Origin of the sequence: Halopiger goleimassiliensis, assembly GCF_000455345.1 — an archaeon.
Lineage (GTDB): Archaea > Halobacteriota > Halobacteria > Halobacteriales > Natrialbaceae > Halopiger_A > Halopiger_A goleimassiliensis.
This window is the reverse complement of the sequence record NZ_HG315690.1, coordinates 2,905,648-2,922,114: the sequence shown is the minus strand read 5'-3', so window position 1 is coordinate 2,922,114 and position 16,467 is coordinate 2,905,648. Positions and strand designations below refer to the sequence as shown.

The 16,467-nt window shown below is 66.0% G+C and carries 11 protein-coding genes; 3 read left to right on the top strand and 8 right to left on the bottom strand.

Annotation, left to right across the window (positions count from 1 at the left end; translation table 11 throughout):
- Positions 1–93: 93 nt before the first annotated feature.
- From TX79_RS19720 to TX79_RS14290, 5 genes are all read right to left on the bottom strand, one after another.
- Positions 94–2,130, bottom strand: a complete 2,037-nt coding sequence (locus tag TX79_RS19720; RefSeq protein ID WP_049928115.1) for a cellulase family glycosylhydrolase — start codon at positions 2,128–2,130, stop codon at positions 94–96.
- Between the two features lie 191 nt (positions 2,131–2,321).
- Entirely contained in the window at positions 2,322–4,025 is a 1,704-nt protein-coding gene (locus TX79_RS14305) for an endo-1,4-beta-xylanase (protein WP_049928114.1), read from the bottom strand.
- A gap of 245 nt (positions 4,026–4,270) precedes the next feature.
- Positions 4,271–6,265 (bottom strand): fibronectin type III domain-containing protein, encoded by a 1,995-nt coding sequence (locus TX79_RS14300; RefSeq protein ID WP_049928113.1) that lies wholly within the window; start codon positions 6,263–6,265, stop codon positions 4,271–4,273.
- Between the two features lie 245 nt (positions 6,266–6,510).
- Positions 6,511–8,361, bottom strand: coding sequence for a cellulase family glycosylhydrolase (locus tag TX79_RS14295; protein ID WP_049928112.1), 1,851 nt, complete (start codon positions 8,359–8,361; stop codon positions 6,511–6,513).
- Between the two features lie 297 nt (positions 8,362–8,658).
- Positions 8,659–10,362, bottom strand: a complete 1,704-nt coding sequence (locus TX79_RS14290; protein WP_081655576.1) for a histidine kinase N-terminal 7TM domain-containing protein — start codon at positions 10,360–10,362, stop codon at positions 8,659–8,661.
- A gap of 291 nt (positions 10,363–10,653) precedes the next feature.
- Here TX79_RS14290 and TX79_RS14285 point away from each other — a divergent pair, with 291 nt between their 5' ends.
- Positions 10,654–12,627 (top strand): DUF460 domain-containing protein, encoded by a 1,974-nt coding sequence (locus tag TX79_RS14285; protein ID WP_049928110.1) that lies wholly within the window; start codon positions 10,654–10,656, stop codon positions 12,625–12,627.
- Positions 12,628–12,640: 13 nt separating this feature from the next.
- Here the strand turns inward: TX79_RS14285 and TX79_RS14280 are convergent, their stop codons facing one another.
- Positions 12,641–12,895, bottom strand: coding sequence for a hypothetical protein (locus TX79_RS14280; protein ID WP_049928109.1), 255 nt, complete (start codon positions 12,893–12,895; stop codon positions 12,641–12,643).
- A 98-nt stretch (positions 12,896–12,993) separates the two neighbouring features.
- Positions 12,994–13,173: a DUF7470 family protein gene (locus TX79_RS14275; protein WP_049928108.1), complete on the bottom strand. Its 180-nt coding sequence runs from the start codon at positions 13,171–13,173 to the stop codon at positions 12,994–12,996.
- A gap of 150 nt (positions 13,174–13,323) precedes the next feature.
- Between TX79_RS14275 and eif1A the strand changes: the two genes are divergently transcribed.
- On the top strand, positions 13,324–13,614 hold the full coding sequence (gene eif1A, locus TX79_RS14270; protein ID WP_049928107.1) for a translation initiation factor eIF-1A: 291 nt from the start codon (positions 13,324–13,326) through the stop codon (positions 13,612–13,614).
- Positions 13,615–13,800: 186 nt separating this feature from the next.
- Positions 13,801–14,721, top strand: coding sequence for a hypothetical protein (locus tag TX79_RS14265; RefSeq protein ID WP_049928106.1), 921 nt, complete (start codon positions 13,801–13,803; stop codon positions 14,719–14,721).
- Between the two features lie 45 nt (positions 14,722–14,766).
- On the opposite strand, the gene serA is transcribed toward TX79_RS14265, so the two are convergent.
- A complete protein-coding gene (gene serA / locus TX79_RS14260) occupies positions 14,767–16,353 on the bottom strand; it encodes a phosphoglycerate dehydrogenase (RefSeq protein WP_049928105.1) in 1,587 nt (528 codons plus the stop codon).
- Between the last annotated feature and the right edge of the window lie 114 nt (positions 16,354–16,467).

Genomic DNA, 16,467 nt, shown 5'->3' with positions numbered 1-16,467 from the left:
TTTTACCTAGAATATAGTAAATTTTCTAGAATAGGAGTGGGGAATTGGGACTGGTCCGGGGTGTGCGTCCGTGCCGGTGGTCAGCCGAGAGTATCAGAGTCGATTGAGCAACTCGAGGACGTCGGCGAAGCTGACGCTCCCGTCCTGATCGAAGTCGAAGGCGTCGGGGTTCTCCTGGACGCCCTCGTCGTCGATGTGCTCGTAGAAGGCCTGGACGTCCTCGTGGTTGGTCTGCCCGTCGCCGGTGACGTCGTCGTAGAGGCCGTCCCCGGTCGGGTCCTCGGGTTCGTACTCGCCGACCTCGATCGTGTCGTCGATCGGGCCGGTCTCGAACGGCACGTCGTCGTCCTTGTGGGCCTCGAGTTGCTGTTTGAGGTAGACGCCGCTGTTCTCGCCGCCGATGAGGTCCCACTCGCAGGGCAGGTCTTCGCAAGGTGCGGGGATGTCCTCCATCGGCGTGTCGTAGAAGTTGTCGTTGACGAGGTCGAGGTCGCCTTCCTCCGGCGCGGCCGGATACTCGAACATCTTCGGTAGCCAGCGGACGTCGGCACACCAGGCGACCCAGCTGATCCGGTCGTCCTGCTCGATCTGGTCGAGGAACGGCACCCCGTACTCGGGCAGGGTCCCCTGCCCGGTGGTCGTTCCGCGCAGCCAGTGGGAGACGTCGGGATCGTTGATCCAGCCGAACTCCGTGACGGCGATCGGGTGGTGGTCCATCGCGTTCTGGAGTCCCGCCGCCTCGTAGGCCTCCCAGCCGTAGCAGTCCGTCATGTGGTCGGGGTGATCGTCGACCGGCAGGTACGGCTCCTCGAGGGCTTCCCCGGTTTCGGCTTCGACGGCTTCCGGTGACTGGTAGCTCGTATCGTTGAACCAGTTGTTCATCTGGCTGACGTCGTGGCCCGCGTAGTTGTGCCACGTGACGGCGATGTCGTCGTAGCCCGCGTCGTTGAAGTCCCGCCAGTGGAGTGCCTGGACCGACTGACACCAGCCGGGGACGCCGACCAGCAGCACGCGATCGGACTGGTACTCGCGGATCTTCTCGATGATCGGCCCCATGAACTCGTCGACGAACGTGTCCCAGAGGGGCTTTTGCTTGAACGCCGAACAGCCCTCGACGGGACCCCAGATGCCCGGCGCGGTCGGCTCGTTGTACGGCTCGAAGAGCACGTGAGGCTCGTCGGCGTACCGCTCCGCCACGACGTCCCAGAACAGGAGCACCTCATCCAGCAGTTCCTGGTTGACCGTCCAGTTCTCGTAGGCGTACGGCGTTCCGGGGAGGTCGCTCTCGCTGTTGAGCCCCTCGACGTAACCGTCCCCGGGCGTGTTGTTGATGAACACCTGGTCGACGTATCCCCACGACCCCGGCTCCTCCGGGCCGAACATCTCGTGGCTGTTGTACGCCCAGTAGTTCGTGTACTCGCTGTCGTAGGGCAGGTGGTTCTCGGCGTAGGACGGCTCCTCGATACCCGGCGGCTGTTCGTGCCAGTGGCGGTGGTAATCGACGATGCAGTAGACGCCCTGTTCCTTACAGCGCTCGACGACCGGATCGTAGTAGGTCTCGAGGTAGTCCTCGAGTTGTTCCTCGGTGAACGCGACGGGCTGTGGCGGGCGCATCTTCCGCCGGTCGTCGTCGACGGCCTGTGGGGACTCGAGTTCGCCGAACTCGTAGGTCGGCCCGGTGTGGCCCATCGGATGCTCGCCGATGTCCTGTGGCTGTGCCGGGACGCGGATGACGCGCGGATACCAGCCGGCGTCCTCGTCGGTCAGCATGTCGACGATCTGGGTGGGCGTCTTGCCGCGCAGGTACCGCGTCCGGTGGACCCGCTTCGGATCGGGGATGTTGATCCCCCGCATCTTGAACGTCTCACCGTCCTCGTTGACGATCCGGTTGTCGCTGCTGACCGTCAGGTTCTGGAAGTTCTCGATGCCGTCGGCCGCGGCCGTACCGCTGAGTCCGGCCCCGAGCGCGAGGCTGGCGAGGCCGGCCCCGGCGGCCGTTCGCATCATCCCGCGACGACTGAGTTCGATGGGTGAGGCCGAGTCGTCGACCTCGTTCAGTACGCGGCGGCGCGTGTTCTCGTTCGTCGCTGTCGATTCGGTCGATTGCCGTGGTGTGTCGTTGTCGTGCATTGTCGCCCCGTCAATTAGTGTTGGTCTCCGTCTCGCTCCGGCGGTCCGCGATGGTGCCGGAGCAGTAGTTATTCTTACTAAGTTTCGAGTATTAAATCTATTTATTAAATATTTGATTTTATTTTTAGTATACAAGAAATAAATCACGGGCGGCGTGGTCGATCCAATCGAGGGACCCGCGTGGGCCGTCGTTACAACTCCTCGAGCAACTCGAGAACGTCGGCGTAGCTGACGTGGCCGTCGCCGTCGAAGTCGAAGGCCTCGGGGTTGTCCTGGATCCCGTCGGCGTCGAGGTGCTCGTAGAAGGCCTCGACGTCCGTGTGGTTGGTCCGCCCGTCGCCGGTGAGATCGTCGTAGCGGCCGTCGCCGTCGGGGTCCCGGGCCTGGTACTCGCCGATGTCGATCGTACCGGGGCCGTCGACGGTGACGACGACCTCGGTGGTCTCGTCGGCGTCGGCCACGACGACTCGATTCCGCGTCGACGCGCCGTCGACGTGGACGGTGACGTCGTGTGTGCCGAGGAACGCCGCCGTCTCGAAACGCCCGTCGGCGTCGGTCGCACCCGACGTCTCGGTCCACCACTCGTCGAACACGAGATCGACGTAGACGTCGTAGGCGGGTTTGGGCGTCCAGTCTTCCTCGTACAGCGGCGCGTCGGGCTCGGAGCCGTCGTAGTCTGGTGCCCAGTGGTCGCCGTCCCAGAACCCCCACATGAGGAAGCCGCTCGTCGCGGGATGGCTGAAGAACGTCTTCAGGAACTCGTGGAAGAACGCCGCTTGCTGCTCGCGACTCTCCCAGTCGCCCTGGAACATGTCGAACTCGGTGACGGTGAGGTCGGCCCCGTAGTCAGCGTACTGGTCCAGTCCCGCGACGAGTTCCGCGGGCGAGAGCCGCTGGTCGGCGCTGACGTGTGACTGGAAGCCGATCCCGTCGAGGTCGATCCCTTCCTCGCGGAGGAACTCGATCTGCTCGGTGTACCAGTCTCGAGCGTACTCCTCGGGGCCGACGAGGGTGTTGAAGTCGTTGACCGCGACGTCGACGCCTTCCTCGTCCGCGACCTCCCGTGCGCGTTCGCACCAGTCGGCCAGCAACGCCGACCGCCAGGGGACGACCTCGCCGGTCCAGGGTTGGTCCTCGTCGATCGCATCGTCGTAGACGCCGATCTGGAGATCGTGGGCGTGGAGCGCCTCGTTGACGACGTCCCACTCCTCGACGTCGTCGCCGTAGTGGCGGATGATCGTCTCGACGTGTTCGAGGCTTCGCTCGCGGATCGTCTCTGCGTCCCGTTGCTCGATGGCCGTCTGGACGTCCGGCGGAATCGCGTACGCGTCCGACGATCCCCAGACGCAGGTGTGGCCGCGAACGTCGAGTCCCTGCTCGAGGAGCCACTCGGTCGCGGCGTCGGCGACGTCCCGGTTTTCCTCCCAGAACCGCCACTTGTGGTAGTTCTCGAGCACGGCCGTGTTGAACAGGTCCGCCACCTGTTCTCGATACGTCTCGACATCGGCGTCGTCGACCGACTCGTCGTCGGTAGCACCCTCGACGAGCAGTTCCGCGTTCACGGCCGTCCCGAACCCGTACGCGTGGTCCTGCATCTCGAGTTCGACGGTCGCATCCGGGATCGCTCGTCCTGCCGGGTCCCGAACGACGACCTCGAGGTCACCGGTCCGGTGGGTCGCGATGCGATCGTCGGCCGCCCGTTCCCAGTCGTCGGTCTGCGCGCCGGCCGTGGCGACGGATTCGACGCCGAGCGTCCCCAGCGCGCCGGCGGCAGCGATGGCCTGCAGATACGTTCGGCGGTCGACCGTGGGTACGTGACCGTCGTCGGTCGCCTCGTCCGTCGGTGCTGCCGATTCGGCGTCGTTCGTATCGGGTGTCGTGGTATCGTCTGTCATGGTCGTATGGGCGGGTGGTGATCGGCGTCCGAAACGTCAGGACAATCGTTCTCGAACACCCCCGGTTCGGGAGGTGGTTGCGTCTCCGTGACGACTACGGGCGAGCCGTCCCGGTGAGGTGAGTCGGTGGACAGGTCTCGAGGGTCGGTCGGAGCGTGACCGACGACCCGGGACGGAGCGTGGTGTGGTGACGATCGCTGGATCGTGATGCGAGGACCGGTCGGCGGTCCGTCGCGAGCGCGTCGTTACGAGACCGAGATGGTGACCTCGTGGGTGGTCTCCCGCCCGCGCTGGTCTGCCGCGGTGAGCGTTACGGTGTACTCGCCGCTGGAGTCGTAACTGTGAGCGTTCCACCAGCCGCTGGCGGTCGTCCCGTCGTCAAAGTCCCACTCGAGGCTCTCGATCCAGTTGCCCTGACTCGTGGTGTCGACGGCGGTGAACTCGATCCGTTCGCCGACTTCGGCGCTCGTCGTCGAGGGATCGATCTCGGCGTGGATTTCGCCCGGCTCGAGCGGAATCTCGCCGTCGACCGGCTCCCAGGCACCCCACTCGTCGTACTCGGGTTCTTCGCCCTGGTTCGTCCAGTTGGCTTCCCAGTTCTCGCCGTCCCAGGAGACGCGGTCGCCTTCCTGGTAGAGTTCGTCGGGATCCCACTCGGGGTATTCCGGATCCGGATCGGGTTCGGGATCGGTTTCGTCGTCCTCGTCGGTCGTCACGTCGACCGTCACCGTGTCCGTCTCCTCGTCGGTCTCGCCGACGGCGCTGACGCCGATCACGTAGGCGGTGTCCGGCTCGAGGCCGGTGATCGTCGCGCTGGTCGCCGTCGTCGTGGTCTCGTGCTGGCCGTCGCGGTAGACGACGTACTCCACGGCGTTGGGGTCCGTACTCCAGGCGACTTCGACGGACGTCTCGTCGACCTCGACGACCGTGAGGTCCTCGGGAACGCTCGGCGGTTGGGGTTCGGGTTCCCCATCGCCGACGGTTAGCGTGGCCGACTCGATGTCGGGTGCGACGGGGGTGCCGTCGATGTCGACCGTCCTGCGCGTTTCGGCCTCGGGTTCGGTGACGTCGATGACGGTCTCGCCGTCGTCGACGCCCTCGATTTCGACGGTCCCGAGGTCGAGGTCGGTGGCCTCGGGGGAGTCGGGTTCGATCTCTTTCACCGCTTCGATGACCGCGGTCTCGTCGGAGACCTCGACAGTGGTGAACAGGGCGTCGGAGAACGTCTCGCCGAGTTCGGCGTCCACGATCGTGGCGACGTCCGTGTCGACGGAGGTGTTGAAGTTGAAGCCGGCCAGCCCGTTGGGCGCTTCGGTCAGCCCGAGTTCGACGGTCGTCGTCTCGTTCGGATCGATCGCCGCGTCGGCGAGTTCGACGGTGACCGTCGGCGTTTCCGGTTCGGAGCCGGGGACGGTCATGGCCTCGACGGTCGCCGGGTCCGAGGCGTTGCCGTCCTCGTCGACGGCACTCACGCCGATCTCGTAGGTGGTCTCCGACTCGAGGCCGTGGACCGTCGTGGCGGTCGCCGTCGTCGTCTTCTCCTGCTCGCCGTCGACGGAGACGGCGTACTCGACGGCGTCGGAGACCGGGCTCCACGCCAGTTCGATCGAGGTCTCGTTCTCGGAGACGACCTCGAGGCCCGTCGGCATCGCGGGTGGCTCGCCGCCGGTGTCGTCGTCGCCGACGGTCAGCGTCGGTGCCTCGTAGTTGGCCTCGTTGATCTCTCCCTCCGAGTCCGTCAGCAGGAAGTCGACGAGTTCGATCTCGGTGGCCCCCTCTGCCTCTCCTTCGAGGGTGACCGTCATCATCTCGTAGTCGGCGTCGGCGATCGGTTCACCCGGTTCCCACGACTGGACGCGGACGGATGCCCCGCCGGTTTCCTCGATCTCCTCGAGGTAATTGTCCTCGAGCTGGTTCGGGACGTACTCGCCGACCTCGATGTCGGTGAGTTTGGCGACGTCGGTATCGACGTCGATCTCGACGACGGAGCCGATCTCGTCTTCCGGCGTGTTCTCGAGCACGATGGTGGCGGTCGTCGTCTCGCCGACGTCGATCACGTCGTCGGCGAGTTCGGTCGATACGGTCGGCAGGTCCGACTGCGCTGCCGCCATCGACGTTCCGAACGCGAGCACGCCAGCGCTCACGCCCGTCGCTTTCATGAACGACCGACGTGACGTGGGTGTCGATCGGTTCTCGGTAGACTGTCCTTCCGGATCGGAGTGGGTGTTATCGTTCGTCATGAGTACCGTCCTCCACGGTGCTGTCTGTTGTCCCCCCTGGGCACGCTCGGACCGTTTTTTGCGTGCCAGTCATCGGCGTAAGGGACACGCGGTTGTTTTAATTCCAATCTGTATTAAGATTTTTTATCTACTAAAGTAGAGAAAAATACGGCACGTACAGCTGTTGGTGCCGGCACGACGGGTCGTCCCGCTGGCTTCCGGCCGGCCCGTCAACGACCGGCCGGTTGCTCGTCTCGGGGAGTCGATCAGAGCCGCCCGAGCAGGTCCAGAATGTCGGCGAAGCTGACGTTCCCGTCCTGATCGAAGTCGAAGGCGTCGGGATTCGACTGGACGCCGTCGGCGTCGATGTGCTCGTAGAAGGCCTCGACGTCCTCGTGGTTGGTCTGCCCGTCGCCGGTGATGTCGTCGTAGAGGCCGTCACCGTCGGGATCCTGCGGTTCGTACTCGCCGACCTCGATCGTCCCGTCGTCGATCGGACCGGGGCCGACGTGAATCGGGTTCTTGCCGTTGTCGGCGTCCGGGTACGGTTCGTCACCCGGCGCGGGTTCGTACCGCTCGTCCACCAGTTGCTGGTTGAGTTCGTGCCACCAGACGCCGGGCGTCTCGTCGTTGAGATACTCCATCCAGTCGTCGGCACCCTTCGCGCCGTCGTTCGCCCCAGGGGTGCCGTGTTCGAACATGTTCGGCTCGTAGGTATGGTCGAACGACCAGGCGAGGGGATGGACGTCGTACTCGTCGATGAACTGCTCGTAGCCCTCGATGTACGGACCACAGTCCCCGTCGTGTTCGCCGGAACAGTCCATCCACGGTGTGTCGACGTGCATACCGCCGCCTTCGATCCAGCCGAACTCGCTGAAGAAGACCGGGACGTACTCCGACGGTTCGCCGAAGTACGTATCGAGCGGCCGCAGGTCGTCCTGCGTGTAGACGTGGGCGGTGTAGCACATGTTCTCGGCGTCGAACTCGTTGTACGGTGCCCAGTAGGTGTACTGGCTCCAGCGGGGCGACCCGATCGTAATCAGGTGACCGGGGGCGTTCTCCTCGACCGTGTCGACCCACGGCTGGGCCCGTTCGACCCACAGGTCGTACCAGGCTTTCATCTCGTCGACGGCGACGTCGTAGTCGCCGTCGGCGTCGCCGGGTGCGACCGCCGGGTCGGAGAGGTCGCCGGCCTGTCGCTGTGGACCGCCCCAGTCGCCGCCGTACGGTCCGGTCGGTTCGTTGTACACGTCGAAGATGACGTGATCGTCGCCCGCGTACCGGTCGGCGACGACTTCCCAGAACGTGTGCAGTTCCTCGTCGAGCGCGTTACAGACCTCCGGTGGCTCGAGGTAGATGTCGTCCTCGTCGAGGTCGAACGCCTCGAGGATGTTCTGTTCGTAGATCAGATCCCAGATCTCGTCGATCTGGTCCTCGCCGTGCCAGAGGACCCCGCGTTCGCCACAGACCTCCGGATAGCGCCAGTCCTCGCCGCCGTCGGACGAACACTGCCAGACGTTGCCGGGGACGCCGTGGTTCTTGTGATCCTCCTGATGGAAGACCGGGTAGTGTCGGTGGTAGTCGATCATCACGTACGCGCCACGCTGGGCACCCAACTCGACGAGTTCGTCGAGGTACGTGTTACAGTACCACTCGACGTCGCTCGCGTCGAACTGTCCCGGCAGTGCCGGTCCCCAGTCGTCGCCGTGGGGCATATCGTCCGGATACGGATCGGTCGTCTGGGACGCGAGAAACGCCGGCATAACCGGCACGCGGACGACGTTCGTGTACCAGCCCTCGCTTTCGTCGGTCGCGAGCTTGAACGTCTCCGGGGCGGTTTGCCCGCGCCACGTGCGGCTTTGTTCGCCCGGATCGGCGATGTTGACGCCACGAAGGATGACCTCGTTACCGCTGGGGTCGACGATCTTGTTCCCGTCGCGGGCCAGCGGCGGCAGGTCGGCCTCCTGTGCCGTGACGCTGCCGGTAACGCTCCCGAGGCCGCCGGCCACGACGGCCGTCCCGGCCGCTTTCATGATCGTTCGTCGCGACGTCGAGACCGTCGTCTCGTCGCCGCCGTTCGCTGCCTCTCGGTCGGATGGGGTCGTGTGTTCGCTCATGGTCTCTCGAGCGTACGCCGCGGACGGGGGGTACCCGATCACGGAGTACGAAGGGATCGGCTCCCTTGAGACCTTATTTTAGCAGTGTTGTAATGAAATTTTTTATCTAGATAGTACAATGTTATGAACTCATAGATAAAGTAATATTCATACAGAACTGAATAATCGACTCAATTTTCGGGGACGCTCGTCTCCGGAGTTGCTGGAGACGCTCTCATACGGTTTCCTGTATGCCGTGTCCGGCGCACCTGCCGCCCGGGTCGCGGGTGTGCCGGTAGATCGGTACAGCAATCCGTCTCAGTCGGGCATCGCGTCGGCTTTCGGGAGGACGACCGAAGCGACGGTTCCGGTCTCGGTAACCTCGAACGTCAGTTCGCCGCCGGATTTCTCGACTACCCAGTCGGTCAGCCACAGTCCCGCGCCGCTGCCGTGCTCGAGGGCCGTCTCCGAGCGGTTGCGCAGCGCCTCGAGTTCGTCCGGGGGAATGCCGGGGCCGTTGTCGGCGACCGTGAGTTCGACCCGCTCGCCTGCGTCGGTGACGATCACGTCGACCTGCGGATCCTCCGTCTCGGCGTGAACGATCGCGTTCTCGAGGAGGTTCCTGACGGCGCTTCGTAACTCGGGGTGGGCTTCGACCCAGATCTCGTCCGGAACGGATCGCCGCATCTCGACGTTCGGATAGGAGGCGGTCAGGCCGGCGGTCGTTGCGGTGAGGATCCCGCCCAGGTCGTGGATCGTTCGATCGTGATCGGTCCCGATCACGTCCTCGATCCGGCGGGCCTTCTGGCTGGTCTGCTCGAGGTCGTCGGCCTGTTCGACGATGTTTCGGGCGAACTCCCTCGTCCGGTCGCTCGCGTCGTCGTCCTCGGCGATCTCCTCCGCACAGCCCCGGATGTACTGGAGGCTGTTACGCAGGTTATGCCGGAGCACGCGCGAGAGCAGTCGCTGAAGGACGGCGAACTCCTCCTGTCTCGTTTTCAACGAGGTGACGTCCCGGAGCATGACGATCGTCCCGATGTCGGTCGGACCCCGCGAGACCGGCGTCATCGTCAACGCGAAGTGTCTCACCTCCCCGTCGGTGACGACGGTGATCTCGGTTTCGTACTCGCGACGGCCCTCGAAGCACTCGAGCAGCATTTGATACTCGTCGAACAGTTCCTCGACCGGCGTCCCGAGGACGCCGTCGGAGGCGTCGAACAGGTCGGTCGCAGCCTCGTTGGCGTCGACGACGATCCCGTTCGTGTCCACGACGACCATCGCGTCCGGAATCGTCTCGACGGCTCTCCGCCTGGCGACGGGGACGAGCGTAAATAGCCGGTGGCGAAAGACGGCGGCGGTCCACAGCGACGCGGTAAGCAGGAAGCCGAACGGGCCGGGGTCGACGTAGTCGGGAACCGGCAGTTCGACGAGGAATCCGACCGACGCGAGCGCCGCCACGACGACGCCGGCGAGCAGGATCAGCGTCTGTCGGCGGTGGATGCCCGACGAGCGAACGAGGTCTCGCACCACCAGTGCCGTCCCGCCGAGCGTGAGGATGCCGTAGTTGTACGTCGCGTGGACGTAGAACCACCGTCCGTGGTCGACGGCCAGCGCCCCGCTTTCCGTCAACGGCGTCGTCGGCTGAACCACGAGGGAGTGCCAGGCGTTGGTGGCGTACAACACCTGGGTGAGGATCGGCACCGCGAACAGCACCGTCCACCCCCGGTAGCCGATCTCGAGTCGCTGGCGACGGGTGTACTCGAGAACCATGACGGCCCAGCCGATCGCCGTGAGGTTCGCCGCGAACAGGTGGATGCCCCAGACGCTCCAGAAGACGCTCTCGGCCGGCCGCAGGATCATGACGCCCGAGACGGCGTTCCAGCACAGGAAGCCGGCGAGCGTGAGTCGCAGTCCACGCGCTCCGGGCGTGTGGCTGTGCCGTGAGGACAGCCAGAGCATGGCCGCGAGCGGGAGGCAGGTAGCGAGCGTGATCCCTCCTGCGACCACGTGTCCAGATGCCATACGTGGGTGACTCCGAACTCGGTCGAACCCTCGAGGTTCTCCCGGTCTGATAGGAACGATCAGATGGCGGCCGTATAAACGGTTCGGCCGGCCCCTCCGCCGATTCCGCTGACTGAGACGGGTTGCTGTACCGACGTTCCGGTCCACCCGCGACCCGGGCGGCAGGTGTGCCGGACATGACTTACAGCGGACCGTATGACATTCGCCGGCCGGCTCGAGTGGGTACCGAGCCACGATCGCTGAGCGCGAACCCGCGTCGGATTTATACGCGACTCCTTCCTATGGCCCCCTGTGAGTACGCGAACGAGTGCGCTCGATGCAGTCGTCTTCGGAGTCGACGTGCAAAGCGGCGACGTGCGGGGCGACGCACCCTCCTACGCCCTGGTTCGGTACGACGGCGAGGACGTCAGCCGGGACGTCGTCTCCCACCGCAAACTCCGGCGACTGATCGACGACGAGGAGCCGGCGATCGTCGCGACCGACAACATGTACGAGTTGGCCGCCGACAAGGACCAACTCGTCCACTTTCTGGGCTCGTTGCCCTCGGGAACGATGCTGGTCCAGGTGACCGGCGCGGAACAGCCGGAACCGCTCTCCCGGGTCGCGAAACGCCACGGGATCCCCTACGGCAAGGAGCCGATGCAGGAAGCCGAGGCCGCCGCCCGACTGGCCGCTCACAACGTCGGCCACGAGGTTTCGGCGTTTACCGATACGACGACCGTCAAGGTCTCGCGGGGCCGCTCGACGGGCAGCGGGGGCTGGAGCGAGGACCGCTTCACCCGCCGCATCCACGGTTCGGTCAAGAAACGCGCCCGCGAGGTCGAGTCCGAACTCGAGGACGCCAACCTCGAGTACGAGCGCGAAGTTCGCGAGGCCTACGGCGGCTACGCCAACGCCGTCTTCACCGTCGAGGCCAGACCCCAGGACATCCCGGTGTCGCGCAACCGCTCGGGCGACGTCCGCGTCGAGATCGAACGCGAACGCCGGGACGGCATCGAGTTTCGCCCGCTCGCCAAGCGACGGGACCACGTCGTCGTCGGCATCGATCCCGGGACGACGACCGCGGTCGCCATCGTCGGCCTCGAGGGCGAGGTGTACGACGTCTGGAGTTCCCGCACCAGCGACACCGCCGACGTGATCGAGTGGATCGTCGAGCGCGGCCGACCGATCGTCGTCGCCGCCGACGTGACGCCGATGCCCGAGACGGTCGAGAAGTTCCGCCGGAGCTTCGACGCCGCCGGCTGGACCCCCGAGAGCGACCTCCCCATCGACGAGAAACAACACCGCACCCGTGAGCACGGCTACGAGAACGACCACCAGCGCGACGCGCTCGCCGCGGCGCTGTACGCCGTCGACGCCCACGAGGACCAGTTCGAGCGCATCGCCCGGAAACTCCCGCCGGGGATCGACCGCGGCGAGGTGACGGCCCGGGTCGTCGCCGGCGGGGAGAGCGTCGAGGCCGTCCTCGCCGACCTCGAGGACGACGACGAGGACGAGGCCGAGTCGACCGAACACCAGCCGCGGGAACTCACCGAGGAGGAAAAGCGCATCAACTCCCTCGAGCGCCAGGTCGAGCGCCTCCAGTCACACGTCGAGACCCTGGAGGGCCGCCTCGAGGAGAAAGACGACCGGATCGACGAACTCGAGTCCGAACTCGAGGCCGCCCGTCGGGAGGAACGCAAGGAGGTTCGCCGGGACCGCGAGGTGACCCGGTACCGGCGCAAGGCCGAACGCCTCGAGTACGAGCGCGACGAGGCCCGCGAGCAGGTCGAGGAACTCGAGACGAAAGTCGAGCGCATGAAGGCCCTCTGGAAGCTGGATCACTCGAACTTCAGCGACGTCTCGGCCGAGAAGGAGGGGCTCGTTCCGGTCAAGGTCGTCGAGAAGTTCACCAAAGGGGCGATTCGGGAGGCCGACGACCAGTACGGCATCGCCCCCGGCGACGTCGTCTACCTCCGGGACGCCAGCGGCGCGGGCCGCTCGACGGCCGAACTGCTCGCCGGCTTCGAGCCGCGCGTGATCCTGAAGGAGGGCGGGCTCTCCGATATCGCCGACGAGATCCTCTTCGACGAGGAGATTCCCGTCGGGCCGGCCGACGACGTCGCGATGCAGGAGGTCGACGAACTCGCGGTCGCTCGCGAGGACGACGTCGAGGCCGTCGTCGACGACTGGCACGAACGGGCCCGCGAGCGTCAGTTAGACAGGAAAGCCGCGATGGTCGATCAACTCATCAGTGAACACCGGGCCGGCGACAACGAAGTGTAGAACGGGGCCGGAGTTACTCCGGCGAGTCGACCGGCGAGAGCACCTGTGGCACGTCTTCGGCGGGCACTTCTTCGGTCAGGTCCTCGGGCTGGTCCACCGGTCCGTTGACGAACAGGGCGTGTCCGATGAAGGCGATCGCGACGAGGCCGAGGCCGACGATCGAGGCCTCGATCGGCACCGCCGTCGCGTACCCGATCAGCGCACCGAGCCCGAGGCTCGCGGCGATACAGAGCAGGACGATATCGTAGTAGTGAAGCGTATATCCCATACGCTCAGTAGGCTGTGTGCCGTCAAAACGCTTGGGTGCGAACCCGCCTGGCCGCTACAGTCGGCGTTCGCGGGTCTTCGTCGTCCCTGACGGGGCGATCAGAACATGCCGAACTGTTTGAGCACCCCGCTGACCACGGAGCGAACCGTAAGCGCGAGGCCGACGAGGACGAGCGCGAACCCGCCGGCGATCACGGGGCTCGCGTACGCGATGACGCCGATGCCGGCCAGCACCAGGACGATCCCGACGATACCGAGTGGACCCAGGTTCTGCAGCATACGCAGGCTTGTCCAGCCGAGTGAAATAAACGACCCGATTCGTCGTGTCGTCTCGAGACGGCCGGTAGCGACCCCGACGAGCGACGCGACCGGCGGCGACGCCCGCGAGAAACGATAAAGGGTAAACCCCTCGATGGCCAACCCTCGGGCATGAGCGACGACGGCGACGGCGGTCGCAAGAACCTCCGGATGCCCGACGACGACGAGGTGTTCGCGACCGTCACGGACATGCTCGGGGCGAATCGCGTCAAAGTACGCTGTGCGGACGGGAAAGAGCGCACGGCGCGCATTCCCGGCAAGATGCAGAAACGCATCTGGATCCGGGAGGACGACGTCGTCCTCGTCGAGCCGTGGGACTGGCAGGACGAGAAGGCCGACATCACCTGGCGCTACGAGAAGAGCGAGGCCGATCAGCTCCGCGAGGAAGGACACATCCAGTAGCGCGAGAACTGCCCCGGCGGCGTGTGGTGTTCGCGTCTCGTTTTCCGTGACTCGATCTCCTCGAGGCCGAACTGCCGGACTCGAGCCCGGACCGGTGGGCTCGAGACGCCCGTGAGGGTTTCGGACGTTCTCACCGAGCGGACAGTCACGAGCAGTTATGGCTGCGTTCGTGGTCGTCCGTCGTAGATGACACGCTCGAGTCTCACGCGCCGCGGCGCGCTCGCGCTCGGTGCCGTCGCGCTGGCCGGCTGTACGGGAAGCGGAGACGGCAACGGCGCGTCGACGCCGACCGAGACGGACGCTTCCGGCAACGCCGAGGAACCCGACGACGGGGACGGCAACGGCCGTGACGTCCCCGAGCGGGACGTCGAGCCGAACTGGGACGCGGCCGCCGACTTTCGCACCTGGCTGATCGACAGCGACGTGGCTCCGGGGGGCAACCGCCGGTTCGACTACACCGAAACCTTCCCGGACGACGTCGACCTCGAGACCGTCCTGCCGACGTTCGACGAGTTGACGATCGAGGACGTCGACGGCCACCTCATCCAGACGTACACGCAGGTGTTCTTCGGGTCGTTCGACGCGGACGCGCTCGCCGCGACGGCCGAGGACGCCGCCGATGCCGAGGTCGTCGACGAGTACGGGGGGTACACCGTCGTCGCCGAGACCCTTCCGACCGGCGAGGATCGAACGCTCGCGGTCGGCGACGACGCCATCGTCGTGGGGCCGGACTACGAGGCCCGGATCGACGCCCATCGCGGAACCGGCGAGCGCCTCGAGGAGGTCGATCCGGAGTTTACGCACCTCTTCCGGCATCTCCCTCACGACACGACCGTCACCGGTGAGTACGGGCCGCCGGCCGACGGGACCGTGAACCTCGAGTCGATCTACCTCTGGGGCGTCTCGAGCGAGACACCCTCGTCCGACGAGCTGACGTGGGTGTTCGTCCTGGAGCGCGAGGCGGATCTGACCGAGGAGACGCTGTCGGAACTCGAGGCCATCTCGAGCGACGTCCTCGAGTCGTCGATGAACGGGCGGACGGCGACGGTCGTCGGCGCACCGCCCGAGATGCCGGACGAACTCACGGGCGCGGCTGGTGAGGACTGATCCGGACGACGGCAGCGAGAAACGGGGTCGGAGGACGGAGACTGGTCAGGACTGGCCGTTGAGCGTGATGTAGTCGACGTCGATGATCCGCTCGTCTTCGTTCAGTTCCGCCTTGGCCGCGTCGGGGACCTCGCTGTCGACGTTGTACACCGTCAGCGCCTCGCCGCCGATGGTCTCGCGGGCGTTGAACATACCGGCGATGTTGACGCCGTGTTTGCCCATCACGGAGCCGATGAGGCCGATGACGCCGGGTTCGTCGGTGTTGCGGGTGACGACCATCTTCCCGTGGGGGATGGCGTCGACGCGGTAGCCGTCGACGCGGACGATGCGGGGGTCGTCGCCGGCGAACAGCGTCCCCTCGACGGTCACGGAGTCGTCGCCGTTGGTCACCGTCACCGAGACGAGGCTCTGGAAGTCCTCGGCCTGTCGGGTCTTGGACTCGGTGACGTCGACGCCCCGGTCCTCGGCGATCTGGGGCGCGTTGACGGCGTTGACCTGCCACTCGAGCGGTTCGAAGACCCCCTTCAGCGCCGAGGCGGTGACGAACTCGACGTCCTCGTCGGCGATGTCGCCTTCGTAGGTGACCTCGACTTCCTCGATGCGGCCGTCGAGCAACTGGGCGGCGACCTTGCCGGCGGTCTCGGCGATGTCGACGTACGGTTCGACGCGAGGGAAGGCGCTCTCGTCGATCGAGGGCGCGTTAAGCGCGTTCGCGACGGGTTCGCCCTCGAGCGCGGCGACGATCTGCTCGGCCGTCGAGGTCGCGACGTTCTCCTGGGCGGCCTCGGTCGACGCGCCGAGGTGGGGCGTCACGATGACGTCGTCGTGGTCCAGCAGCGGCGAGTCGGCGGGCAGCGGTTCCTCGGCGAAGACGTCGAGGGCGGCCCCCTCGAGGGTCCCGTCCTCGACTTTCGCCGCGAGGGCGTCCTCCTGGACGATGCCGCCGCGCCCGACGTTGATCAGGTAGCCGCCCTCGAGCAGGTCCAGTTCCTCGGGGCCGATCATCCCCTCCGTTTCGGGGGTCAGGGGCGTGTGGATCGAGAGGAAGTCCGCGCGCTCGAGACACGGCTCGAGGTCGACGAGTTCGGCACCGATGCGCTCGGCGCGTTCCTCGGAGATGTAGGGGTCGAACGCGACGACGTCCATCCCCAGCGCGTCGAGTTTCTTGGCGACCTCCTGGCCGACCCGGCCGAGGCCGACGACGCCGAGGGTCTTGCCGTTGAGTTCGGTGCCGAGGTAGTCGCTTTTGGCCCACTCGCCGTCCTTGAGGCGGATGTGCGCCTGCGGGATCGAGCGGGCGATCGCGAACGCCATCGCAACCGTGTGTTCGGCCGCCGCCCGGACGTTGCCCTCGGGCGCGTTGGCGACGATGACGCCGTGGTCGGTTGCCGCGTCGATGTCGATGTTGTCGACGCCGATGCCGGCGCGGCCGACGATCACCAGTTCGTCGGCGGCCTCGAGTACCTCCTCGGTGACCTCGGTGCCCGAGCGAACGATCAGTCCCTGTGCGTCGGCGACCGCCTCGAGGAGGTCGTCGCCCTCGAGTTCGTACCCCGTTTCGACCTCGTAGCCGGCCTCTCGCAGGACGTCCAGACCCGCGTCCGCGACCGGGTCCGTGACGAGTACCTTCATGCGCGAGACAATCGGGTCGAGTAGGTAAACCCTTCCGTTGTCGCTCCGCGCCGGCAAAATTGGCCGGATCATTGGACGAGCGTGGCACGGACTCGAGCGACGGCGGCTGATCCA